The sequence below is a fragment of the Streptomyces sp. NPDC041940 genome (genome assembly GCF_055589465.1).
Map to the genome: position 1 here is coordinate 57,243 of NZ_JBVJBP010000014.1, position 24,560 is coordinate 81,802.

General features: G+C 72.5%; 16 protein-coding genes. 11 read left to right on the plus strand and 5 right to left on the minus strand.

Features of this window, described 5'->3' with window-relative positions; translation table 11 throughout:
• Positions 1-294: 294 nt before the first annotated feature.
• Positions 295-1,503, minus strand: coding sequence for a nucleotide sugar dehydrogenase (locus ACZ6I3_RS23580; protein ID WP_469417105.1), 1,209 nt, complete (start codon positions 1,501-1,503; stop codon positions 295-297).
• Positions 1,504-1,772: 269 nt separating this feature from the next.
• Between ACZ6I3_RS23580 and ACZ6I3_RS23585 the strand changes: the two genes are divergently transcribed.
• Entirely contained in the window at positions 1,773-3,479 is a 1,707-nt protein-coding gene (locus ACZ6I3_RS23585; protein ID WP_469417107.1) for a glycerol-3-phosphate dehydrogenase/oxidase, read from the plus strand.
• Positions 3,480-3,561: 82 nt separating this feature from the next.
• Here the strand turns inward: ACZ6I3_RS23585 and ACZ6I3_RS23590 are convergent, their stop codons facing one another.
• Complete coding sequence (locus ACZ6I3_RS23590) at positions 3,562-4,605, minus strand: serine hydrolase domain-containing protein (RefSeq protein ID WP_469417109.1); 1,044 nt, start codon at positions 4,603-4,605, stop codon at positions 3,562-3,564.
• A gap of 172 nt (positions 4,606-4,777) precedes the next feature.
• On the opposite strand from ACZ6I3_RS23590, the gene ACZ6I3_RS23595 reads away from it, so the two are divergent.
• The 8 genes from ACZ6I3_RS23595 to ACZ6I3_RS23630 all read left to right on the plus strand — a co-directional run bounded on the left by ACZ6I3_RS23595 (position 4,778) and on the right by ACZ6I3_RS23630 (position 18,785).
• The gene (locus ACZ6I3_RS23595; RefSeq protein ID WP_469417111.1) at positions 4,778-6,820 is read left to right on the plus strand and encodes a serine/threonine-protein kinase; all 2,043 of its coding nucleotides are present in this window, start codon (positions 4,778-4,780) and stop codon (positions 6,818-6,820) included.
• A 153-nt stretch (positions 6,821-6,973) separates the two neighbouring features.
• On the plus strand, positions 6,974-9,490 hold the full coding sequence (locus ACZ6I3_RS23600; RefSeq protein WP_469417113.1) for a protein kinase: 2,517 nt from the start codon (positions 6,974-6,976) through the stop codon (positions 9,488-9,490).
• Positions 9,491-9,657: 167 nt separating this feature from the next.
• Positions 9,658-11,448 (plus strand): serine/threonine-protein kinase, encoded by a 1,791-nt coding sequence (locus tag ACZ6I3_RS23605; protein WP_469417115.1) that lies wholly within the window; start codon positions 9,658-9,660, stop codon positions 11,446-11,448.
• Between the two features lie 105 nt (positions 11,449-11,553).
• Positions 11,554-12,768: a serine/threonine-protein kinase gene (locus tag ACZ6I3_RS23610; protein WP_469417117.1), complete on the plus strand. Its 1,215-nt coding sequence runs from the start codon at positions 11,554-11,556 to the stop codon at positions 12,766-12,768.
• 170 nt (positions 12,769-12,938) lie between these two features.
• Positions 12,939-13,424 (plus strand): hypothetical protein, encoded by a 486-nt coding sequence (locus tag ACZ6I3_RS23615; RefSeq protein WP_469417312.1) that lies wholly within the window; start codon positions 12,939-12,941, stop codon positions 13,422-13,424.
• Positions 13,425-13,541: 117 nt separating this feature from the next.
• Positions 13,542-15,152 carry a serine/threonine-protein kinase gene (locus ACZ6I3_RS23620; RefSeq protein ID WP_469417118.1) on the plus strand — a complete coding sequence of 537 codons (1,611 nt, stop codon included), beginning with the start codon at positions 13,542-13,544 and terminating at the stop codon, positions 15,150-15,152.
• Between the two features lie 144 nt (positions 15,153-15,296).
• Positions 15,297-16,925: a succinic semialdehyde dehydrogenase gene (locus ACZ6I3_RS23625; protein ID WP_469417120.1), complete on the plus strand. Its 1,629-nt coding sequence runs from the start codon at positions 15,297-15,299 to the stop codon at positions 16,923-16,925.
• Between the two features lie 72 nt (positions 16,926-16,997).
• Entirely contained in the window at positions 16,998-18,785 is a 1,788-nt protein-coding gene (locus ACZ6I3_RS23630) for a GMC family oxidoreductase N-terminal domain-containing protein (RefSeq protein WP_469417121.1), read from the plus strand.
• Between the two features lie 213 nt (positions 18,786-18,998).
• On the opposite strand, the gene ACZ6I3_RS23635 is transcribed toward ACZ6I3_RS23630, so the two are convergent.
• Entirely contained in the window at positions 18,999-19,985 is a 987-nt protein-coding gene (locus ACZ6I3_RS23635; RefSeq protein ID WP_469417123.1) for an LAETG motif-containing sortase-dependent surface protein, read from the minus strand.
• 213 nt (positions 19,986-20,198) lie between these two features.
• Here ACZ6I3_RS23635 and ACZ6I3_RS23640 point away from each other — a divergent pair, with 213 nt between their 5' ends.
• Positions 20,199-21,335 (plus strand): hypothetical protein, encoded by a 1,137-nt coding sequence (locus ACZ6I3_RS23640; protein ID WP_469417125.1) that lies wholly within the window; start codon positions 20,199-20,201, stop codon positions 21,333-21,335.
• A gap of 436 nt (positions 21,336-21,771) precedes the next feature.
• On the opposite strand, the gene ACZ6I3_RS23645 is transcribed toward ACZ6I3_RS23640, so the two are convergent.
• The gene (locus ACZ6I3_RS23645) at positions 21,772-22,065 is read right to left on the minus strand and encodes a chorismate mutase (protein WP_469417126.1); all 294 of its coding nucleotides are present in this window, start codon (positions 22,063-22,065) and stop codon (positions 21,772-21,774) included.
• A gap of 354 nt (positions 22,066-22,419) precedes the next feature.
• On the opposite strand from ACZ6I3_RS23645, the gene guaA reads away from it, so the two are divergent.
• Positions 22,420-24,000: a glutamine-hydrolyzing GMP synthase gene (guaA, locus tag ACZ6I3_RS23650; RefSeq protein ID WP_382827677.1), complete on the plus strand. Its 1,581-nt coding sequence runs from the start codon at positions 22,420-22,422 to the stop codon at positions 23,998-24,000.
• A 9-nt stretch (positions 24,001-24,009) separates the two neighbouring features.
• Here the strand turns inward: guaA and ACZ6I3_RS23655 are convergent, their stop codons facing one another.
• Complete coding sequence (locus ACZ6I3_RS23655) at positions 24,010-24,483, minus strand: pyridoxamine 5'-phosphate oxidase family protein (RefSeq protein WP_469417127.1); 474 nt, start codon at positions 24,481-24,483, stop codon at positions 24,010-24,012.
• Positions 24,484-24,560 lie beyond the last annotated feature (77 nt).

The window sequence follows — 24,560 nt, forward strand, 5'->3', positions numbered from 1 at the left end:
CTGTGGTGGGCTCCACCTCGTTTTGGATGGTGAGCGGCCGCCCCCAGAGAACGTAGGGGCGGACACTCCGTGATCCATCCTGGAGCCTGCCGCAGTGACCGCTGTGGTGGGCTCCACCTCGTTTTGGATGGTGAGCGGCCGCCCCCAGAGAACGTAGGGGCGGACACTCCGTGATCCATCCTGGAGCCTGCCGCAGTACCCCCTGCGGTGGGCTCCACCTGTGTCCGTAAGGTACCCGCGCCGCACGCCGCATGCCACCAGCCCTCAGGGTTCACGCACCCCACGCGCCCCCTTTCACAACCGATGCGCCGCCCCCGCAGGCGTCGCCCCCCGCGTGTCCAGGAGCAGCTGAGCCTTCACCGACAGGCCCTGGAGGTCGTACGTGCGGTGCTGCTGGAGGAGGATGGTCAGGTCCGCGTCGGCGGCCGCTTCGTAGAGGGCGTCGGCCCGGGGGACGGGGCGGTCCAGCACGCTCCAGGCGGGGATGTACGGGTCGTGGTAGCTGACCGACGCGCCCAGGTCCATCAGGCGCAGGGCGATCTCCTGGGCGGGTGTGCCCTCCAGGTCGGCCAGGTCGGGCTTGTAGGTGACGCCTAGGAGCAGCACGCGTGCGCCGCGCGCCGATTTGCCGTGCTCGTTGAGGAGCTGGGCGCCGCGCTTGACGACGTAGCGGGGCATGCGGCTGTTGACCTTCTGGGCCAGTTCCACCATGCGCAGGCTGCGGCCGCCGTGGGCGGTCAGGTCCTGCGGGAGGGTGTGGCCGCCGACGCCCGGGCCGGGGCGGAAGGCCTGGAAGCCGAACGGCTTGGTCTCCGCGCAGCGGATCACGTCCCACAGGTCGACGCCCAGGTCGTGGCAGAGCGCGGCCATCTCGTTGACGAGGGCGATGTTGACGTGCCGGTAATTGGTCTCCAGCAGCTGCACGGTCTCCGCCTCGCGCAGTCCACGCGCGCGTACCACCTTGTCCGTGAGCCGTCCGTAGAAGGCGGCGGCCGACTCGGTGCAGGCCGGGGTGAGGCCGCCGATGACCTTCGGGGTGCCGGCCGGGGTGAGGTCGCGGTGGCCGGGGTCGACGCGGCTGGGGGAGTGGGCGAGATGGAAGTCGCGGCCCGCCCGCAGGCCCGAGCCCTCTTCGAGGAGCGGGCGCAGGAATTCCTCCGTCGCCCCGGGGTACACAGGTGACTCCAGGATCACGGTGGTGTGCGGGCGCAGATGGGCGGCCAGGGTGCGGGCGGCCGTCTCCACCTGGCTCAGGTCGAGCCGGCCGTCCGTGCCCGGCGGGGTCGGTGCGCAGATGACCGCGGTGCGCACCCTGCCGAGCTCGGCGGCGTTCGTGGTCGGCCGGAAGCCCTTCGAGAGCATCCGGCGCAGTTCGGCGGCGCTGAGGGAACCGGTCTCGGGTCCGGTCCGGTAGCCGATGGTGGGGACGCCGGCGGCGACGGCGGCCTGAGCCAGGGGCAGGCCGTAAGGGCCGAGTCCGATGACGGCGAGATCTGCGGGCACGGCGTGGCCGTCCTTCCCGTAGCCGAAGTGGGACAGGTGCGCAAGCCCTGTGGACAGGACGGGCGAGTGCAATGTCAGACTAGGAGTAAATATGACCGATATGTGGGATTGCCTGGCCGAGTTTCGGTGAGTGTTCCGTGCGGGTTGTCCACAGGCTGAGGGCTCGTGGTGCTGAAGCCGGGCAACCCGGTCAGAATTTGGGCATGGGGGATACGGACGGGGCCTCACCCGACGGGTGCGGCCGGCGCGACCGATGAGCGGGAGGCAGCGTGAGGACAGCGACACTCGGGCCGGCGCAGCGAGCCGAGTCACTTGCATCCATGGCCGAGCGAGAGCTGGACGTGCTGGTCGTGGGCGCGGGCGTGGTCGGAGCGGGCACCGCCCTCGACGCCGTGACCCGGGGTCTCGCCACGGGCCTGGTCGAGGCCCGCGACTGGGCCTCGGGTACCTCCAGCCGGTCCAGCAAACTGATCCACGGTGGCCTGCGCTATCTGGAGATGCTCGACTTCGCGCTCGTCAGGGAGGCGCTGAAGGAGCGCGGCCTGCTGCTGGAACGGCTCGCCCCGCACCTGGTGAAGCCCGTGCCGTTCCTGTACCCGCTGCAGCACAAGGGCTGGGAGCGCCTCTACGCCGGGTCGGGCGTCGCGATGTACGACGCCATGTCCATGGCGCGCGGCCATGGCCGGGGCCTGCCGATGCACCGCCACCTGACCCGCTCTCACGCCCTGCGTGTGGCGCCCTGCTTGAAGAGGGACGCGCTGGTCGGGGCGCTCCAGTACTACGACGCCCAGATGGACGACGCCCGCTATGTGACCAACCTGGTGCGCACGGCGGTGGCGTACGGCGCCAAGGCCGCCAACCGCGCGAGGGTGACGGGCTTCCTGCGCGAGGGCGAGCGGGTCGTCGGCGCGCGGGTGCAGGACCTTGAAGGGGGCGGGGAGTACGAGATCCGCGCCAAGCAGGTCGTCAACGCGACCGGCGTGTGGACGGACGACACCCAGGCCATGGTCGGGGAGCGCGGACAGTTCCACGTCCGGGCCTCCAAGGGCATCCACCTGGTCGTGCCGCGCGACCGGATCCACTCCACGACCGGGCTGATCCTGCGCACGGAGAAGTCCGTGCTGTTCGTCATCCCCTGGGGCCGGCACTGGATCGTCGGGACCACGGACACCGACTGGGACCTCGACAAGGCCCACCCGGCCGCGTCCAGCGCGGACATCGACTACCTGCTGGAACATGTGAACTCGGTGCTCGCGGTGCCCCTCACCAGGGACGACGTCCAGGGCGTGTACGCGGGCCTGCGGCCCCTGCTCGCGGGCGAGTCGGACGCCACCAGCAAGCTGTCGCGCGAGCACACCGTGGCGCACCCGGTGCCCGGACTCGTCGTCGTGGCGGGCGGCAAGTACACGACATACCGGGTCATGGCCAAGGACGCGGTGGACGCTGCGGTGCACGGGCTCGACATGCGCGTCGCCGAGTGCGTCACCGAGGACGTGCCGCTGCTGGGCGCCGAGGGCTACCGGGCGCTGTGGAACGCGCGGGCCCGGATCGCCGCCCGGACCGGACTGCACGTGGTGCGGGTGGAACACCTGCTGAACCGCTACGGGGCGATGACCGAGGAGCTTCTGGAGCTCATCGCCGAGGACCCGTCGCTGGGCGAGCCCCTGGCGGCGGCCGACGACTATCTGCGCGCCGAGATCGTGTACGCGGCCTCGCACGAGGGGGCGCGGCACCTGGACGACGTGCTGACCCGGCGGACGCGCATCTCGATCGAGACCTTCGACCGGGGCAGCCGCAGCGCACGCGACGCCGCCGGGCTGATGGCGCCCGTGCTCGGCTGGGACAAGGACCAGGTCGAGCGCGAGGTCGAGCACTACCAGAAGCGGGTGGAGGCCGAGCGGGAGTCGCAGCGGCAGCCCGACGACCTCACGGCGGACGCGGCGCGGCTGGGGGCGCCGGACATCGTGCCCCGGTAGGCACCCGCCGCTTCGGGGCCCTCTCCCGACGTCACTCGAACGAGTGTCGCGAGCGGGGATCTCCGTTCGGGGCCCGGTCGTTCTACGAGGTGCGGGGGCAGAACTCGGCCGCGAGCACCGCGGGTTCGAGGTCGGGATCGGCGATCGCGTCCGTGTTCACGCGGAGGGTGAGGACACGCCGGCCGTCGAGGGTGGCTGCGGTGCGCACGTAGCTGCCGGATATGTGCCCGTTGTGCCCCCACACCGTGGTGCCGCACGGAAGTTTCTCGGGGAACAGCCCCATGCCGTACGCGCCGTGTGCGGCACGGGTGTCGAGCATCTCGCGCAGCCAGTGCGGGGGCAGCAGCCGCCCGCCGAGCAGGGCCGCGTAGAAGCGGTCCAGATCGGCGAGCGTGGTCACCAGCTCGCCCGCGGCTCCGGCCACCCGCGGGTCGAGAGCGGTGACGTCGGTTCCGTCGGCGGCGTAGGCGCGGCCGTGCGGGGAGGGCAGCGAGGAGCGGGAGCCGGGGAAGGAGGTGCCCGTCAGGCGCAGGGGGGTGATGATGCGGCGCTCGGCCTCGGCGGCGTACGAGTCGCCGGTGACCTGCTCGACGACCAGGCCGAGCAGGACGTAGTTGGTGTTCGAGTAGGAGAAGCGGCCGCGCGCGGCCGGAGGGTGGGTGAGTGCGATGCGTACGGCCTGACGGGGAGTGACGGGTGCCGATCCGCCGGTGGCCGCGGTGAAGTCGTACAGGCCGCTGGTGTGGGTGAGCAGGGAGCGCAGGGTCAGCGCGCGGCCGTCGTTGCCCGCTCCCCGCACCAGGCCGGGCAGGTGCCGCTCCACCGTGTCGGACAGCGACAGCCGGTGCTCGGCGGCCAGTTGCAGCACGACCGTGGCGATGAACGTCTTCGTGAGGCTGCCGGCGCGGAAACGGTCCGACCGGGCGATTCCGGGACCCGCCTGGGCATAGCGGGTGGTGCGCCCTTCCCGGGCCAGCAGCGCCGCGGCGGGAGCCTTGCCCCGGGTCACCAGCAGCGGCAGTACCGCGTCCGTGGGCGGGGCCGAGAGGGCCGAGGAGTCGGCCGGGGGCAGACCGAGGAGGGCGACGGACACCGGCAGGGCCAGCAACGTCCTAAGCGGCGGCATGCGAGCTCCTCCCTCGTCAGGGCCCATCATGCAAGGCGGCGAGGGGTGCGGCACACCCGGGTTCCGGGGGGACGGGCCCGGCGCCCCGTGCCCAGGGGCCCCCTGGGCACGGGGCACTTGTCGGGTGAGAGACAATGGAGGCTCTGTCAGGGCGGGTTGTATGAGGGGACGCATGTCGGAGGCGGAGCGGGCGGCGGGCACATCTCGTCAGGACACTCGTCAGGACAACAGGGAGCGTCTCCTGGCCGGGCGGTACCGGCTGGGCGAGGTGCTCGGCCGCGGCGGCATGGGCACCGTGTGGCGTGCCGAGGACGAGACGCTGGGGCGGACGGTCGCCGTCAAGGAACTCCGGTTCCCGACGAACATCGACCAGGAGGAGAAGCGGCGGCTGATCACGCGGACGTTGCGCGAGGCCAAGGCGATCGCGCGGATCCGCAACAACAGCGCCGTGACCGTGTTCGACGTGGTCCAGGAGGACGACCGGCCCTGGATCGTGATGGAGCTCGTCGAGGGCAAGTCGCTCGCCGAGGCCATCCGGGAGGACGGCCTCCTCGAGCCGAAGCGGGCCGCTGAGGTCGGGCTCGCCGTCCTCGACGTGCTGCGGTCCGCGCACCGCGAGGGCATCCTGCACCGCGACGTGAAGCCGTCGAACGTGCTGATCTCCGAGGACGGCCGGGTCGTGCTCACCGACTTCGGTATCGCGCAGGTCGAGGGCGACCCGTCCATCACCTCGACCGGCATGCTCGTCGGCGCGCCCTCCTACATCTCCCCGGAGCGGGCGCGCGGGCACAAGCCGGGCCCGGCCGCCGACCTGTGGTCGCTCGGCGGGCTGCTGTACGCGTCGGTGGAGGGAGCGCCGCCGTACGACAAGGGGTCGGCCATAGCGACCCTCACGGCGGTGATGACCGAGCCGCTGGAGGAGCCGAAGAACGCGGGCCCGCTGACGGACGTCATCCACGGGCTGCTCACCAAGGACCCCGCCAAGCGGCTCGACGACGCGGGCGCCCGGGCGATGCTGAACTCCGTCATCCACGCGCCGGAGAAGACCGAGCCGGAGCCGATGGACGCGACGAAGGTCGTGCCGCTGCCCGCGCAGCCGGACAAGGCGTCGCGCAAGGGCAGCCCGTCGGGTGCCGGGAGCAAGCGGGGCGAGGAGGCCGGGGAGCGACTGCGCGGGGCGCTGCGCTCCGTGCGCAAGGCCGCGTCCGGACCGGCCGCGGCGTCGGCGGCGCCCCGTACCGGGACCGAGGACGCCAAGGCCGCCACCGCACCGAAGGACGAGGCGGCCGCCGGGGGCGCGGGTGCGTCCGCGTCGCAGTCGGGTCCGAAGCAGGCCTCGGGGGCGGCGGCCTCCGGGTCCGGTGAGCGGGGCGCGCAGGACGCGAAGGCGACCTCCGAGGGACGGAGTTCGGGGTGGCCCGTCATGCCGCCGCCGGATCTGCCGCCCCGGCAGGTGCCCCGGGCGCCGCTCACCGACGTGGTGTCACGGCGGACCCTGATGATCATCGCCGTGGTCGTGGTGCTCGCCGTGCTCGGCACGGTGCTCACCATCGCGTTCAGTGGGGACGACAAGGGCTCGAACGGAGCGGGCGAGAGCGGCGGCAAGACCGTCGCCACCGCGTCGGGCAGCGCCGACACCAAGGGCGACGAGAAGGGCGGCACGAACACCGACGACACCGCGACGCAGCCGTCGCCGTCGGGGCCCTCCTCGAACACCGAACCGAGCGGCGGGACGAGCGGATCCGCCGGCGACGGTGACAGCGGGTCCGCAGGGAAGGGCACCGCGGCGAAGTCGACTCACCAGGGGAACCAGGGGTACTCGATAGGCCTGCCCAAGGGGTGGAAGTTCCAGTCCACGGGCTCCGCCGGCGACCGGTTCACCGGGCCCGACGGGCAGAAGCTGCTCATCGCCTGGACGTCCACGCCCAAGGGCGACCCGGTGGCGGACTGGAAGAGCCAGGAGCGCTACATGCAGCGCGCGGAGTACAAGAAGATCCGAATAGAGAAGGTGGACTACCGCGGCTGGAACACGGCCGACTGGGAGTTCACCTACCGGGAGAGCGGCACCGAGTACCGCACCATCGACCGAGGGTTCGTCGTCGACGACTCCCAGGGCTACGCGCTGATGTACACGGCGAAGGCGGCCGACTGGGACGGCGACTCACGCAAGGACACCTGGGCGACGCTGACCAAGACCTTCGAACCCAAGTCCTGAGCATGAGGGTCCTGGGGTTTGGGGAGGCAGATCTGGCATCCCCACATTGCGGGTTGCCTGGGGCACGTATCGTAAATATTTGCGGTCCGTGCGCAGCCGGAACGGACCGTGGGGCGAACGGATGTGACCGACCGGGCTGACGGGGGAGGCAACGTGGACGACTATGCGGGCCGGGTACTCGCCGACCGCTACCGCCTGCCGCTGCCGCCGTCCGACGAGTACGAACTCACCGAGACCCGGGCCTTCGACACCTACAGCGGACAGGAAGTCCTGGTCAGGCAGGTGCCGTTGCCGGAGGTGGTCGAGGCGGAGGTCCTCGACGCGGAGGGACTGCCCGACGGCTTCACCGCGCGTGACGGCGGCGCGCGGCGGTCCGGCACGCGTCCGGGCCCCCGGCGGCCCACGGACCCGGTGGTGCGGCGCGCGGTCGACGCCGCGCAGGCCGCAGCGGCCATTCCCGACCATCCGCGGCTCGACCAGGTCTTCGACGTGTTCGCCGAGGGCGGTTCGCTGTGGATCGTCAGCGAGCTGGTGTCCGCGCGTCCGCTGGCGGCGCTGCTCGCCGAGAAGCCGCTGACGCCGTACCGGGCCGCCGAGGTCGCCTCCGACGTCCTCATGGCGCTGCGGGTGCTGCACGCCCACGGCTGGGTGCACCGGAACGTCACCGCGCGGACGGTGCTCGTCTGCGACGACGGCCGGGTGATGCTGACCGGCCTCGCGGTGGGCGCGGCCGAGGAGGCGCTGTGCGGGTACGACCCGGTTCCGGCCTCCGAGGAGCTTGAGCGGGGACCGGGTCACGAGGACGGCGGTGGTGACGTCCGAGGCCCGGGAGGCGGCACCCCGGCCGGCCTCGGTGGCGCGGCCGACCCTGAGGCCGCGCGGCGAGCCGCCATAGAGGCGCGGGAGTCCAGGGGACTGCCCGCGGCCGGAAGCGACACGGCGGGCCGGGGCACGGCCGTGCCGGCCCGCAGGAGTGTGGACGACAGCGGTGACCCACGGGTCGCGCGAGCCGGGGCGATCGCGGCCTACCGGGCGGGTGCCCGGGCCGCCGCACGCGTCCAGGAGGCGCAGGAGGGCGGGCGGGCCGCACTGCCCGGTGCCCGGTCCGCCCCGGACGGCGGGCCCGCGCCCCACAGCAACGGCTCGGCGCAGTCGCCGTACATCCCCGGGCAGGGCACGGCACCCGGTGCGGCCCCGCCGGGCCGGATAGCCGACCCCTACGGCGTGGGCGGAGCCCCCCGGACGGCCGGCTGGCACGGCGCCACGCCCCGGGGCGGAACCGGCGGCGCGACCTTGCCGCAAGGGCAGGGCCAAGAGCAGGCGGCTCTCCCGCCGGCCCCGGACCCCTCCGCCCAGGGCTCGCCCGCCCGGTGGGACGAGCTGGTCGCCGACACCCCCGCACCCCGGCGCGGCCCGGCCACCGCCCTGGCCGCCGAGCGGGCGCGGCAGGCGCGGATGGCCGTGGTGGGTCCCGTGACGGAGCGCTGGGCGCCCGAGCAGGCCGGACCCGTCCACGAGAACTGGCAGTTGGCCGCCCCGATCGGTCCCGCGACCGACCTGTGGGCGCTCGGCGCGCTGCTCTTCAGGGCCGTACAGGGGCATGCGCCCTACCCGGAGGAGTCGACGGCCGAGCTGGTGCAGATGGTGTGCGCCGAACCGCCCGCCTACGCCGAGGAGTGCGGGCCGCTGCGGCCGGTCGTGGAGTCGCTGCTGCGTCAGGACCCCACCGAGCGCCTCGACTTCGAGGAACTGCGCGGCTGGCTGCGCTCGCTCGTGCGTTCGGCGCCCGAGCCGGAGGCCGGGGTGCATGTCGTCGCGGCGCCGCCCGCCGACGCGAGCCGGCTGCCCGTCGTACGCCGCCGGGGCGAGCTCGTGCGCCGGCGCAAGGCCGGACTGCCCGCGCACCACGGGCGGCACAAACGGGCCAAACACGAGTCCCGGTCGGCGAACCGACTCGGCCGCACCCTGCTCCTGCTGGTGCTGCTCGTGATGGCCGCCGCGATCGCCTACGCCATGCTCTTCATGCCCAAGTCGAAGACCGACGGCGCGGAAGGCACGGGCGGCACGGACCGCACCGGTTCCGCCGGTGAGGTCAGCCAGGCGCCCGAGCCCGACGCCAGCAGCGAGCCCCGGCCCGACCAGACGTCGCCCGAGCCGGAGAAGAGCCCGTCGACGTCGGCCGGTTCCGCCGAGACACAGACCGCGGGCCCCGGTGCCGCAGACGGCTTCACCCTGCGCAAGGACGCGGCGGGGTTCCAGGTCGCCGTCGCCAAGGGCTGGGGACACACCCCGCGCAACGGCAGCGGCCAGGTCGTCTACGCGAAGGGCGACTTCGAGCTCATCGTCGTACCGGGCCGGGACAGCGCCGCGGAGTTCGGCCGTGACCCGATGGCCTACCAGCGGGAGAGGGAGCGCGAGTTGCAGCCGTACCGCGACTCCAGCTGGGCCACCTCCACCGGGCTGAAGACGATCGAGGTGGGCGGGCGGACCATGGCCGAGGGGCAGTTCACCTGGACCGGCGGCGACGGCGGCGAGCTGTATGTGCGCAACCTCGCGATGCTGGTCGACGGGCGGTACCACGTGGTCCAGGTGCGCGGGCCGGAGGCCGAGCGGGACGAGGTGACGCGGCTGTACGAGCAGGCGGCGGCGACCTACAAGGCGACGGGCTGAGCGCCCGGCGCGCCGCCTGTACGCGGTAGTTCAACCTCTGGTTGCCTCGCGTCCCGACAGGCGACAACCGTCACAGTGCGGTCACCGTGGTACCCCGCTTGTTCCCTGGGGAGGGGCGGGTCCTTACGCTGACCCTGTCAAGACCATTGCGGGGCAACGTGAATCAGATGCAGGGCCAGCTCGTCGCGGGCCGCTACCGGCTCGCCGACTCCATCGGCAGCGGCGGCATGGGCCGGGTGTGGCGCGCCCATGACGAGGTGCTGCACCGGTCCGTCGCCATCAAGGAGTTGACGGCAGCCCTCTACGTCTCCGAGAGCGAACAGGCCATCCTCCTGGCGCGCACCCGGGCGGAGGCGCGGGCCGCCGCGCGGATCAACCACTCGGCGGTCGTCACGGTGCACGACGTGCTGGAGCACGACGGCCGCCCGTGGATCGTGATGGAGCTGGTCGAGGGCCGCTCGCTGGCCGACGCGGTCAAGGAGGAGGGGCGCGTCGAGCCGCGCGAGGCGGCACGCATCGGCCTCTGGGTGCTGCGGGCCCTGCGCGCCGCGCACACCGCCGGCGTCCTGCACCGCGACGTCAAGCCGGGCAACGTCCTCCTCGGCCGCGACGGACGCGTCCTGCTCACCGACTTCGGCATCGCCCAGATCGAGGGCGACACCACCATCACACGGACCGGGGAGGTCGTCGGCTCCGTCGACTACCTGGCGCCCGAGCGGGTGCGCGGCCAGGACCCGGGCCCGTCCTCCGACCTGTGGGCGCTCGCCGCGACGCTCTACACGGCGGTGGAGGGCCGGTCGCCGTTCCGCCGCACCACCCCGCTGACCACCATGCAGGCGGTCGTCGAGGAAGAGGCCGCCCAGCTGGAGCACGCCGGTCCGCTCGCGCCCGTCATCAACGCCCTGCTGCGCAAGGATCCGGCCACCCGGCCCGACGCGTCCCAGGCCGAGCAGATGTTCGCCGAGGCGGCGGAGGGGCGGCGGCCGAGCGGGGCACAGGCGTACGTCCCGACGCAGTACGGGGGGACGCCGTACCGGGACGTCCACAGCGGCACGGGCACGGCGGGCACGGGCACCACCGGCACGGGCACGGGCCCGTCCGGCACCGGCTCCGGGTCGCACACCCGGACCCCGCTTCCGCCACTGGCCGGCACCCCTGCCACCGGCACCCCTGCCACCGGCACCCCCGCCACCGGCACCCCGGCCCCCTGGGAGCCGGCGTCCGGAACCCCCGTCGCCGGCCACCCGACGACCGGTCCCACCACCATCGGTCCGACGGCGACTGGCCCGCAGGGCTCCGGGCCGCGGCAGACCGGTTCGGGCCGGCGCCGCCGCCGGCTGCGTACGCTCGCCCTCGTCGTCGCGCTCGCGGCCATCATCGGCGGGGGCACCGCCGTGGTGCTCCAGCAGTGGGACGACGGCCGGCAGACGCCGGGCGATGCCTCCGGATCGGCGAGTCCCACGATCACGCAGCAGCCCGGGGGAGTTCCCGACAGCTGGGTCCGCCACGACGACCCCGCGGGTTTCAGCCTCTCCCTGCCCAAGGGCTGGAAGCGCAAGCCCTTCGGCCCGCAGGGCGAGCTCAAGCAGATCGACTACACGCCCGACGGCGGACGGCACTTCGTCCGCATCGCCATCGACACCTCCCCGGACTTCGCCGACCCGTACGCGCACCAGCTCGACCTGGAGCAGCAGATCAAGGATCTGGTCGATTACAGACGGATCACGCTGGAGCGCAACATCTACCGTGACCGGGACGGCGCCCTGTGGGAGTACACCTGGACCGCGCGGGCGAAGGACACCCCGTTCCCCGGCCCGCGCCGCGCCATCGAGGAGACCTACGTCGCCCGCGACGGCACCGAGTACGCGCTCTACATGTCGTCGCCGGTGAAGGACTGGGCGAAGGCGCGCAAGCAGTTCACCTCGCTGCTCCAGGGCTGGCAGGAGAAGACCTCCTGACGCGAGGGCCTCCTGACGTGGAGCCCCTCTGACGCGGGCCGTCTGTTTCGGCCACCCGCGGCCGCGGCCCCGGAGCCATTCCGTCCGGTGGGGCATGATTGCCGCATGGGGACCGAGGGGCACAACGCGCGTGTCATCGCGGGCCGCTACCGGTTCGAGGAGAGACTCGGGCGCGGTGGCATGGGCGTGGTGTGGCGGGCGACCGACCAGCTGCTCGGCCGGGGCGTGGCCGTCAAGGAACTCCCCTACGACGAGACGCTCTCCGCCGCGGAGGCGCGCCGGCAGCGGGACCGTACGCTGCGCGAGGCCCGGGCCGTGGCCCAGCTGAGCCATCCGCACATCATCGTCGTCCATGACGTCGTCGAGGACGACGAACGCCCGTACATCGTCATGGAGCTGATCGAGGGCGGCTCGCTCGCCGACCGGCTCGCCCACCAGGGCCCGGTCGACGCCTCCGAAGCGGCCCGCATCGGCATTGCCCTGCTCGGCGCGCTGAGCGCCGCGCACGCGGCCGGTGTGCTGCACCGCGACCTCAAGCCGGACAACGTGCTGCTGGAGACCGGTACCGACCGCGTCCTCCTGACCGACTTCGGCATCGCCCAGGTCGCCGGAACCCCCACCCTCACCGAGAACAACTCCTTCGTCGGCTCGCCCGAGTACACCGCGCCCGAGCGGATGTCCGGGGCCAGGACCGGGCCCGAGTCCGACCTGTGGTCGCTGGGCGCGCTGCTGTGCGCGGCCCTCAGCGGCGAGTCGCCGTTCCGACGCGACTCGTTGGGCGGCATCCTGCACGCGGTCGTCGCCGCCGAGATCCGGCCACCCGCGCAGGCCGGGCCGCTCCTGCCCGTCGTACAGGGCCTGCTCGAACGCGACCCGGACCGGCGGCTGGACGCGGACCGGGCGGAGCGGATGCTGCGGGCCTTTCGCGACACGGGCCGGACGCCGGAGGCGCCGCCGCCCGGCTACGTGCCGACGGTCCGGGACGCCCCGCGCGGCCGGTCGCGCGGAACACCGCAGGACACCGCGGGCCGGCAGCCGTTCGCACCGCCGGCGGGCATGCCCGCACCGGGCCGGCTCGCCGAGCAGCTGATGCGGCAGCCCACCCGGAGGGTGCTCGTGGCCGCGCTGCTGGTCGCCGCGATGGCCGGGGCGGGGGTGTCCGCGGCGGCGCTGCTCATGGACGAGGGCGGCGAGCCGGGAGGCGGCCCGACGCCGACGAGTTCGGCTCCCGGGACGCCCACGCCCCGGCCCTCCTCCCCGAGCGCCCCCGCCCCCACGACCCCTCCTGTCAGCTCCTCTACCGGTACAAACGGGAGATAAGCCCCAGTCGGGGTCACGGGTCTGTGACCGGTTCGCGGCCTTGGTTGCTACGTAAGCGCTTGGCGCGTTTTGTTCTGCAACCGCCCAACCCGCCGGCACCGGTACCGGGCAACCCCTACGCGACGCCCACCCGGGTCGCGACGCCCCGGTCGGAGGCCGCGGCACCGGCAGTGACGGAAACGGCCGAGGATCCCGGTGCAGGGCGCCTCATCGCCGGGCGATACCGGCTGATCGCCAAGCTCGGGCACGGCGGCATGGGCACGGTGTGTCGGGCCCAGGACGAGACGGTGGACCGGGAGGTCGCCGTCAAGGAGCCCCGCGTCCCGGATCGCGTCCGGCTCGGCCGCCGGGCGTGGACCGGCCTCGGCGCGGCGGTCGTCGCGGCGGCGGTGACGGCGTACCCGCTCATCGCGGACCCGTTCGCCGGGCCCTTGCCCGACGGCTGGCAGACCAAGCGGGAGAAGGGCCTCGCCGCGTCGCCGGCGGTTCCCGGCGGCTACCAGCGGACCGTGCCCGACCGGGAGCGGGACCAGGGGCACTGGGTGACGTACACCGACCTGGACATGCCGGAGAACCTACAGGACTGCCGGCGGCGACATGTACAAGCTCACCGTCAGCTGCCCGGGCGAGGGCGACTTCACCGAGCGCGGCCGTGAGGTGGCGAGCACGGCGATCGCGAACCTGGACATCGACTCGACCTGAACCCGCCGCTCCAACACCCCAGGAAACGACCCGCGTCGACAATCGCCCGCCCCGCACGGTACTGATGGGGCATGAGTAACGACGGGGGCGGGACGGGCGCCCAGGGCCGGCTGATCGGTGGGCGCTACCGGCTGATCGAGCGCATCGGCTCCGGCGGGACGGGCGCCGTCTGGCGGGCCCGGGACGAACTCGTACAGCGCGAAGTCGCCGTCAGGCAGCCCCGGTTGCCCGGCGGCCCTCAGGACGAGAGCCACCGGCGGGCGGCCCACCGGCTCCACCGGGAGGCCCGGGCCGCCGCCCGCGTCGACCATCCCGCCGCCGTCACCATCCACGACGTGGTCGTCGAGGCGGAGCGGCCGGACGAGGGCCCGCGTCCTTCGGGCCCCGACGAGCTGGACGCGGCCGAGGCGCTCGACGGACTCCCCTGGATCGTCATGGAGTCGGTCCAGGGCGAGTCCCTGGACGAGACGCTCCGGCGCGGCCCCGTCGAGGTGCGCGAAGCGGCCCGGATCGGCCTCGCCGTTCTCGGTGCCCTGCGCGCCGCGCACTCCGTCGGCATCGTGCACCGGGACGTGAAGCCCGCCAACGTCCTGCTCGGTCCCGGTCGGCGCGTCGTCCTCACGGACTTCGGCATGGCCCATGTCCAGGGCGAGGAGGCCGGCACGGGCAGCGGGGAGTTCGCCGGCTCGCCGGAGTTCGTCGCCCCCGAGCGCATGTCCGGCCGCACCGCCGGGCCCGCCTCCGACCTGTGGTCCCTGGGCGTCCTGCTGTACGCCGCCGTGGAGGGCTCGTCGCCGTTCCGCCGGACCACGCCGGAGGCCACCCTCGCCGCGATCCGCGCCGCCGAGCCGCCCGAACCGGAGCGGGCGGGACCGCTCGGGCCGCTGATCGTCCGGCTGCTGGCGCACGACCCCGACCGGCGGCCGGACGCCGAAGAGGTCGCGAAGGAACTGGAAGCGGTGGCGGGACCGGCAGCGGCCGGGGAACCTCAGGAGGCCGAGCCCATACGGGAGTTCACGCAGGACGTCGGCACAGCAGGGCCCGAGGAGGGCGCCGAACCGCCGGAGGCCGGCCCCGCGGAGACGCACGACGCACCACCGAAGCGCCAGAGCCTCCTCCGCCCCGCCCCCCTCGCCCTCCTCAGCGCACTGCTCGCCGGCGGCATGGGAGCCGCGACCCACGTCGACGGCGCCGGCAGCGCGGAGAGCGCCGAACAGACCGCCGACACGACGGACACCTGGACCCCGCACCACGAGCCGGACCTCGCGGCCGTCCTCCATCTCCCGCGCCACTACCGCGAACTCGACCGGACCGGCAGCGCGACCGGCCGGCCCCGCACCGTGCTCTACGGCGACGAACGGGGCGGCACCGTCCAGGTCCGCCTCCTCCTCTGGGACCGGGCCCCGGGCTCCCCGATGGACCAGGCCCGCAAGGTACCCGTCGTGCCAGGGGACACCCACTACACCCGCACCGGCGTCCAGGGCCACGAGGCCGTCCTCGCCGACACCGCCTACCACGCGGACGAGGGCCCCAGGCGGGTCACGCGCGTGCTGATCCGCACCGGCGACGACCGCATGTACGAACTGCGCGTCGACATGCCCAGGGGCACGCCGGAGGAGGAGGAAGGCACCGCGGTGTTCCAGGGCGCCCGGGACCGGCTCGGGCTCGGCACGGGATCGTAAAAGGCTGAATTACACCGACTGTCACCGCACAACGCCCTGATCAGGGTGTTTGTTGCCAGCAGCCACTGGCGTCGTGTGTGTACTCGGTGAAGCCGTATTACCGACGGGTACCCAAAGCCTCCGCCGGGGCATACCCTGCGGCTCATGACGGACGCGCACGCCCCGGAGAAGACCGGCACGGCACAGACCGGCACGAACCCCCTCGCCCCCGCCCCGGAGGGCGCCCGCACCGCCGCCGACGTGGTCACCCCAGAGCTGGTCGCCCAGCTCACCAAGGGCGTGGCCGGTTCCGGTCGCACCGCCAACCACACGCCGTTCACCGGGGAGAAGCTGGCCGACCTCCCCGAGTCGACGCCCGAGGACGTGGCGAAGGCCTTCGAACTGGCCCGCACCGCCCAGGCCGTGTGGGAACAGACGCCCGTACGGCAGCGCGCCGCCGTCCTGCTCCGCTTCCACGACCTGGTGCTGGAGCGCCAGGCCGAGGTGCTCGACCTGATCCAGCTGGAGACCGGCAAGGCCCGGCTGCACGCCCACGAAGAGGTCCAGGCCGTCGCGGTCGCCGCCCGGCACTACGGCCGCAAGGCCCCCGCCTACCTCCGGCCCAAGCGGCACGCCGGCGCCATGCCGACCCTCACCAAGGTCACCGAACTGCGCCACCCGCGCGGTGTGATCGGCCAGATCGCCCCCTGGAACTACCCGCTGGAACTGTCGGTCGGCGACGCGATCCCGGCCTTCGTCGCGGGCAACGCGGTCGTCATGAAGCCGGACACCGAGACCTGCCTCACCGCCCTGTGGGCCCGTGACCTGCTCATCGAGGCCGGCCTGCCCGCCGACGTCTTCCAGGTCGTCCTCGGCGACGGCTCGGTCGTCGGCCCCGAGGTCGTCCGGCACGCCGACTACGTCTCCTTCACCGGCTCCACCCGCACCGGCCGCGAGGTCGCCCAGGGCGCCGCCGCCCGGCTGGTCGGCGTCTCCCTCGAACTCGGCGGCAAGAACGCCATGCTGGTGCTGGAGGACGCCGACATCGAGAAGGCCGCCGCCGGCGCCGTCCGCGCCTGCTTCTCCTCCGCCGGCCAGCTCTGCATCTCCATCGAGCGGCTGTACGTCCACGAGTCGATCGCCGACACCTTCCTGGACCGCTTCGCCGCCCGTACGAAGGCGATGCGCCTCGGCACCTCGCTCGCGTACGGCGCCGACATGGGCTCCCTGGTCGGCGAACGCCAGCTGGAGACCGTCACGCGGCACGTCGAGGAGGCGGTCGCCAAGGGCGCGAAGGTCCTCGCCGGCGGGACGGCCCGCCCGGACATCGGCCCGTACTTCTTCGAGCCCACGATCCTCGACGGCGTCGAAAAGGAGATGTCCGTCTGCGCCGAGGAGACCTTCGGCCCGGTCGTCTCGATCTACCGCTTCAAGGACGAGGACGAGGTCATCGAGCGCGCCAACGCCACGGCCTACGGCCTGAACTCCTCGGTCTGGACGAAGAACGGCCGGCGCGGCCAGGAGGTCGCCGCCCGGCTGCGCACCGGCACGGTCAACATCAACGACGGCTACGCCCCCGCGTACGGCAGCGTCCAGTCGCCCATGGGCGGCATGAAGGACTCGGGCCTCGGCCGCCGCCACGGCTCCGAGGGCATCCTCAAGTACACCGAGGCCCAGACGGTCGCCCACCAGAGGGTTCTCCCGATGGCCCCCTCCCTCGGCATGGACGACGAGAAGTACGCCCAGTTCATGAGCAGGAGCCTCCGCCTGATGAAGGCATTCCGGTTCCGGTGATGTCTTAGGGGCGCGAGGAACCGCGCGATCAACCACTGACGGCCCGCACGCGAAACTCAACGAGGAGAACACGTGCCTCAGGACGCTCACGACTACGACGTCATCGTCGTAGGATCCGGCTTCGGCGGCTCCGTGACCGCCCTGCGCCTCACCGAAAAGGGCTACAAGGTCGGCGTCCTGGAAGCAGGCCGCCGCTTCACCCGCGAAACCCTCCCCAAGAACTCCTGGGACCTCAAGAACTACCTCTGGGCGCCGAAACTCGGCATGTACGGCATCCAGCGCATCCACCTGCTGGGCAACGTCATGGTCCTGGCGGGCGCGGGCGTCGGCGGCGGCTCCCTCAACTACGCCAACACCCTCTACGTCCCGCCGAAGCCGTTCTTCGAGGACCCGCAGTGGCGGGACATCACGGACTGGCAGGACGAGCTGAAGCCGTACTACGACCAGGCCCGCCGCATGCTGGGCGTACGGCTCAACCCGACCATGACCCCGTCCGACGTCCACCTCAAGGCAGCCGCGGAGAAGATGGGCTGCGGCGACTCCTTCCACCTTGCCCCGGTCGGCGTCTTCTTCGGCGACGGCGAGGACGCCGACGGCACGGCGAAGGCGAAACCGGGCCAGGAGGTGCCCGACCCGTACTTCGGCGGCGCGGGCCCGGCCCGCAGGGCCTGCGCGGAGTGCGGCGAGTGCATGACCGGCTGCCGCCACGGCGCGAAGAACACTCTCAACGAGAACTATCTGCACCTGGCCGAGAAGGCCGGCGCCGTCGTCCACCCCCTGACGACGGTCGTCTCGGTCACCGACGACTCGCGCGGCGGGTACGCCGTCGCCACGCTCCCCACCGACGACCGCCGCACGGCGAAGGGCCGCACCTACACGGCCCGCCGGGTCGTCCTCGCCGCCGGCACCTACGGCACGCAGACCCTGCTGCACCGCATGAAGGCGGGCGGCCAACTGCCGTACATATCGGACAAGCTGGGCGAGCTGACCCGCACCAATTCCGAGGCCCTGGTCGGCGCCCAGACCGACGACCGGCGCTACCGCAAGGCCCACGGCGCGCGGAAGGCCGACTTCACCCGGGGCGTGGCCATCACGTCCTCGATCCACCCGGACGAGAACACCCACATCGAGCCGGTCCGCTACGGCAAGGGCTCCAACTCGATGGGCGGCCTGTCCATCCTCCAGGTTCCCTACGCCGGCCACGGCTCGGGCACCTCGCGGGTCCTGGGCTTCCTCGCCCACGCGGCGAAACACCCCTTGCTGGTGCTGCGTTCCCTGTCCAACCGGCGCTGGTCGGAGCGGACCATCATCGGCCTGGTGATGCAGTCGCTGGACAACTCCCTGACGACGTATCTGAAACCGTCGGGCGCCGGCCGCGGCCTGCTCACCGCACGCCAGGGTCACGGCGCCCCCAACCCCAAGCAGATCAAGGCCGCCACGGACAGCGCCTCGGCCCTGGCCGCCGAGATCAACGGCTTCGCGGGCTCCAACGTCGGCGAACTGATGGGCACCCCGCTCACCGCCCACTTCCTGGGCGGCTGCCCCATCGGCGCCTCCCGCGAGACCGGCGTGATCGACCCGTACCACCGCCTCTACGGTCACTCCGGCATCTCGGTGGTCGACGGCGCCGCGGTCTCCGCCAACCTGGGCGTCAACCCGTCCCTCACCATCACCGCCCAGGCCGAGCGGGCGATGTCGTACTGGCCCAACAAGGGCGAGCCCGACCTCAGGCCGCGGCAGGGCGGGGCCTACGAACGTCTCCAGCCGGTCGAGCCCAAGCACCCGGCGGTCCCGGCGGACGCGTTCGGCGCACTGCGGCTGCCGTTCCTGGGCATGCCGGCGGTGCCGCCCAAGAACTGAAGCCGCTGGGCAACAGAAGTGGGGGGGGGGGGGGGGGGCACCCCCCCCCCCCCCCCCCCCCCCTCTTCCCCCCCCCCCCCCTTCCCTCACTCCCCTCTCCACCACGTCCAACCCCCCCCCCCCCCCCCCCCCCACCCCCCACACCCCCCCCCCCCCCCCCCCCCCCCCCCCCCCCCCCCCCCCCACTTCCGTCTTGCGTAAAGCTCTGGCGTGTTACGCCTCGACACCGGCCTTGCGGCGACGCACCACGAAGATCGCACCGGCACCGGCGACGACCGCGGCACCGCCGACGAGGCTGATCATCGGCAGGGCGGAGCTGGAGCCCGTCTCGGCGAGGCTGCCGGTGACCTCCGGCGTGGTGCCGCTCGGCTTCTTGTCGGTGACGGGCGCCTTGCCGCCTTCCTGCGGCTTGGTGCCACCGGTGTCCGTACCGGCGGAGACGATCTGGAACTTGTACGAGATCTCACCGACGCCTGTGCACTCGGCGTCGTGGTCGCCGTAGATCGTCGCGCCGAGCGAGAAGCCGGCGCCGACCGGGGCGGACTTGCTGACGTTGAGGCGCAGCGGGATGTTGACCTGGTAGTCGGGCCTCAGCTCGTCGGTGTAACCGACATAGCCGACCGCGAGGCCGCCCTGGTTGAGGTCGACCCAGATCTTGTCCTGGGGGTCCCAGGCCTGGAGCTGGACCTGCTTGCTGGAGAACAGGTCCTGGCCGTACTTGTCGGCGGAGGCGCCGGCGTAGAAGTCGAGGTCGTTCAGCGTGGAGTCGGAGTTGTTGAGCACGTTCAGCGAGAACTTGTGCCAGCCGCTGCCCGCCGAGATCTTGCCGGGCAGACCGCTGATGCTGACGTCGAGCTTGGTGTCCTCGCAGACCGAGGGCTCGGGGGCCGGGGACTCGGACTCCTCGGGCTCGGAGGTGGTCGGCGCGGGCGAGGACGGGCTCGTGGAGGTGCTCGGCGAGGTGGACGTCTGAGGAGCGGACTCGCTCACGGACGTGCTCGGGGCCGGCGTCGTCTCGGCGGGCTCGGACTCGGTCGCCGACGGCGAGGGGCTGTTGCTCTCGGGCGCCGACTCGCTCACGGAGGTGCTCGGCGTGGGCGTCGGTTCGTCGGTCGCGTACGCGGCCGGTGCCGCGAGCAGTGCCACCGGGGCTATGACCGCCGTAGCGGCCGCTGCTGCCATGGCGCGGCGAAGCTTCATGAAGACCTCGGGGAGTCCGGCGTACCGCAGGGTGCGGCACGAACGTTGCGGGAGGCCTCCGCGTGTGGGGCGCGGGAGTGCCCGTGGTTCTGCAGGTTTGATCCGTGAAACCTGTGAATGGTTGCGCTGGCATTCACAAAATTCTTATGTGGCCTGAGTCACATCCATGACCTTCTTGTGAAGGCGCTTGCCGAACGCCTAGAACTGTCGCTCGTGTCTGACAAACCGTCCGACGATCATCCGTCGGCCTCCGAGATCCCCGACGACGTCTGGGAACAGTTCATCCGCGACTCCGAACGGGACATCCGCGGCTCCGCCCCGAAGGAGCCGTCCGCGCGGGCGCGCATGGTGACCGAGCGGTTGCGCCGGCAGGAGGAGCGGGGTGAATCGCCCCCGGGCTGGCGTACCGGCCCCGTGTCGCCGGAGACGAACCGCCGGGCGGGTCGCCGCCGCACCCTGTGGACCGTTCTCGGTGTGGCGGTCGCCGTAGCCGTGACCGTGGTGGCCCTGAAGCCGTCGCTGCTGCCCGGTGACCCTTTCGGCACGGGTGAGCCCGGGGCGGCCGGGGCCTCACCTCTGCCCGCCGAGACGGCGGCGCCCACCGCCGCACCCGGGGCGTCGGACCCCGAAACCCCCACCCTGGACGAGCCCTTCGCCGGTTCCCCGGCGCTGCGCTGGGCCGACGGTGAGGCCGGCATCGTCCTGCCCGAGGCCAAGGCCGTCGGCCCGGTCTCGAAGGACCGTGTGGAACAGGCCCTGAAGCTGACGAAGAAGCTGCTGGTCGCCGCCAACCTCGACCCGGCGACGGTACGCGGCGAGCGTCCCGGGGCGGCGCTCAATGTGCTCGATCCCAAGCAGCCGGGGCTCCTCGACGATCTGAACACCGCCCTGCGCTCCCCGAGCGACAAGCACGACCCGTTGACGATGTTCAGCCGTTTCGACCCCGACGAGATACGGCCGGCCGGTGACGTGATCAAGACGCGCGGGCGCATGACGTTCGAGAAGGGCTCGCACGCGGGGGTCGCCGTGCGCGCCGACTACACCTTCGTCTACCCCGTCACGCGCGCCGACGGTTCGACCGAGGTCGCCCGCACGATCGTGCGCAGGGTCCTCGACGTCGAACTCGCCGACCCCGTTCGCTACCGGGCCACCGAGGGCCGGCTGATCGTCCGGGAGTACGACGAGGAGGTCGGCAACACCGCCTGCGACATCCACGACGGCTATCTGCACCCGCAGTTCCGGACGAGCCGGGACGAGGGGGCCGACCCGACCGGTCCGACGACGGATCCGTACGACCGCAGCAGGAGCATCGACGACGGTGGCCCCTGCGGAACGGTGACCCGCACCTGAGCAGGCGCGGCAAGCATGAGCGAAGGGCCCCGCGGGATGGAGCCGCGGGGCCCTTCCTCTCGTCAGCACCGACGTCAGGGCAGCGCCGGTGCCTGGAAGCGGCGCCGGGGGGTTGCGCCGCTGGTCTCGACTTCTGGCAGTCTCCGCCGGGCGGCCCCGGGCGTCCCCGGAGCCGTCCGTTCTCTTGGGTGACCGGGCTGCTGTCCCCTGCCGTCCGGTCACTTCCCTGGAGCGAGGTCCCACGACGCACGGCACGACCCGTACGTCTCATCGCTCCAGTGAGCCACGCGTGGTTCTTTCGGGCCCGCCCCTGGCTGGCACGGACAACGAGACCAACGAGGGGGCCCGGGGCCGGTCACGCGCCGTACGGGTGAGAGGCGTGCGTACGTCTGTCCCGGGAACGCGGATTCCTCCGGCGGATTCAGATCTTGCGGATTCAGATCTTGCCCCGGCACAGCTCCAGCAGGGTCATCGCGAGGGCCGTGCCCGGCTTGCCCAGCGCGTCCCTGTAGTGGCCGAGCACCTCCATCTCGCGGGAGAGGTTCACCCGCCGGCCTCCGGAGGTGATCCGCGCCTCCTGGATGACGGCCGAGACGGCCACCCGTTCCTGGATCAGGCCGATGATCCGGTCGTCGAGCGCGTCGATCCGCTCACGCGCGCCGGTGATCACCTCGGCGGCCTCGGGGCTACGGGCGCCGGTCACGTCGGTGGCGGTCGTGGGAACGGTCATGGGAAAGGCTCCTCGTCGTCTGGGGGTGCCCCGGAGCGGCAAGGCCCGGACGACGACAGACGCCCCGGGCCTTGTCGGCCCGGGGCGCCTGGGAAGTCGCTTGTCAGTTGCTCAAGCAGCACGACCATGGCAGCCGGCGGGCCGGATGCCATAGGTAAAGCGGAAGGTCTGGTGCGTGAGCATGGCGCCCAGTATGCCCCGGGGCGGCGCGGCGTCCAAGCGGGCGTCCGAACGGTTCGCATGGTGAGACACGGGTGCCGGAGCCCGGACCGTCCGTGAGTGGGACGCTCCCCACGAGCACCTCGGTAGAATCGGGTGGCACAAGACCCCCGCCCCACCGCCGGAAGGCACCCCGTGTCATCAGCGACTCCCGCTGCGAACGCCCCCGACACCGTTCTGGTCGTCGACTTCGGCGCGCAGTACGCCCAGCTCATCGCCCGTCGTGTCCGCGAGGCGCGGGTCTACAGCGAGATCGTGCCGAGCACCATGCCGGTCCAGGAGATCCTCGCCAAGAACCCCGCGGCGATCATCCTCTCCGGCGGTCCCTCGTCGGTCTACGAGGAGGGCGCCCCGAGCCTCGACCGCGCGATCTTCGAGGCCGGCGTCCCCGTCTTCGGCATGTGCTACGGCTTCCAGCTGATGGCGCGCACCCTCGGCGGCACCGTCGACAACACCGGAGCCCGCGAGTACGGCCGCACCGGCCTGCACGTCTCCAAGTCGTCCTCCACCCTCTTCGAGGGCACCCCCGACGAGCAGGCCGTCTGGATGTCGCACGGCGACGCCTGCTCCGCCGCCCCCGAGGGCTTCTCCGTCACGGCCTCCACGGACGTCGTCCCGGTCGCCGCGTTCGAGAACGACGAGAAGAAGCTCTACGGCGTCCAGTACCACCCCGAGGTGATGCACTCCACGCACGGGCAGCAGGTGCTGGAGCACTTCCTGTACCGGGGCGCGGGCCTCACGCCGAACTGGACGACCGGCAACGTGATCGAGGAGCAGGTCGCCGCGATCCGCGAGCAGGTCGGTGACCGGCGCGCCATCTGCGGCCTGTCCGGCGGTGTGGACTCCGCCGTCGCCGCCGCCCTTGTCCAGAAGGCCATCGGCTCCCAGCTGACCTGCGTGTACGTCGACCACGGCCTGATGCGCAAGGGCGAGACCGAGCAGGTCGAGAAGGACTTCGTCGCCGCGACCGGCGTCCAGCTCAAGGTCGTGGACGCCGAGGAGCGGTTCCTCAAGGCGCTCGCCGGGGTCTCCGACCCCGAGGAGAAGCGGAAGATCATCGGCCGTGAGTTCATCCGGGTCTTCGAGCAGGCCCAGGCCGAGATCATCGCCGACCAGGGCCCGGCGGTGGAGTTCCTCGTCCAGGGCACCCTCTACCCGGACGTGGTCGAGTCCGGCGGCGGCACCGGCACCGCCAACATCAAGTCCCACCACAACGTGGGCGGCCTCCCCGAGGACCTCGAGTTCAAGCTGATCGAGCCGCTGCGCCAGCTGTTCAAGGACGAGGTCCGGATGGTCGGCCAGGAACTCGGCCTGCCGGACGAGATCGTCCAGCGCCAGCCGTTCCCCGGCCCGGGCCTCGGCATCCGCATCGTCGGCGCGGTCAGCAAGGAGCGCCTGGACCTGCTGCGCGAGGCCGACGCCATCGCCCGCGAGGAACTGACGGCGGCCGGCCTCGACCGGGACATCTGGCAGTGCCCGGTGGTCCTGCTCGCGGACGTCCGCAGCGTCGGCGTCCAGGGCGACGGCCGTACGTACGGCCACCCGATCGTCCTGCGCCCCGTCTCCTCCGAGGACGCCATGACGGCCGACTGGTCGCGTCTGCCGTACGACGTGCTGGCGAAGATCTCGACCCGGATCACCAACGAGGTGCGCGACGTCAACCGGGTCGTCCTCGACGTGACCTCGAAGCCGCCGGGGACCATCGAGTGGGAGTGACCCCCGGGCCTATGTGCGCTTGATCGTGCGCAGGGCCTCGCCGGGCGTCCAGACCTGGACGACGAGATACGTCTCGTCCTCCACGTAGGTCCGCACGACCTCCGTCAGCTCGGTGCGGAAGAGGTGGAACGGCTCCGGCGGTTCCACCTCTTCGACGTACCCGGCCTTGGTCCGGGCGTCGTCGACCTCGACCGCCCGGCCGCTGATCCGGACGTCGCCACCGCCCATCCGCGTGCCCTCCCCGGTGTTCGCCTGGAGCGCGAAGCGCGGGTCGCGGCGCAGGTCGAGCGCCTTGAGCGAGTCCGGCATCATGCCGAGCCACAGCTCGCCGTTCAGGAACCGCACCTCCAGGCCGCTGGTGCGGGGCGAACCGTCCTTGCGGAGAGTGGCGAGGACATGGTGGGTGTAGGCGCCGAAGCGCTTCTCGATCGTGTCGGCCAGGTCCGGTTCGGCGGTGGCGAAAGCCGCCCAGTTCGCTGTCATACGGAGAGTGTGGCGCCGAAATCCGACATCTTCTGTCGGCTATTCGTGGGGTAGGGGAGACCGGGGGCACAAGGGTG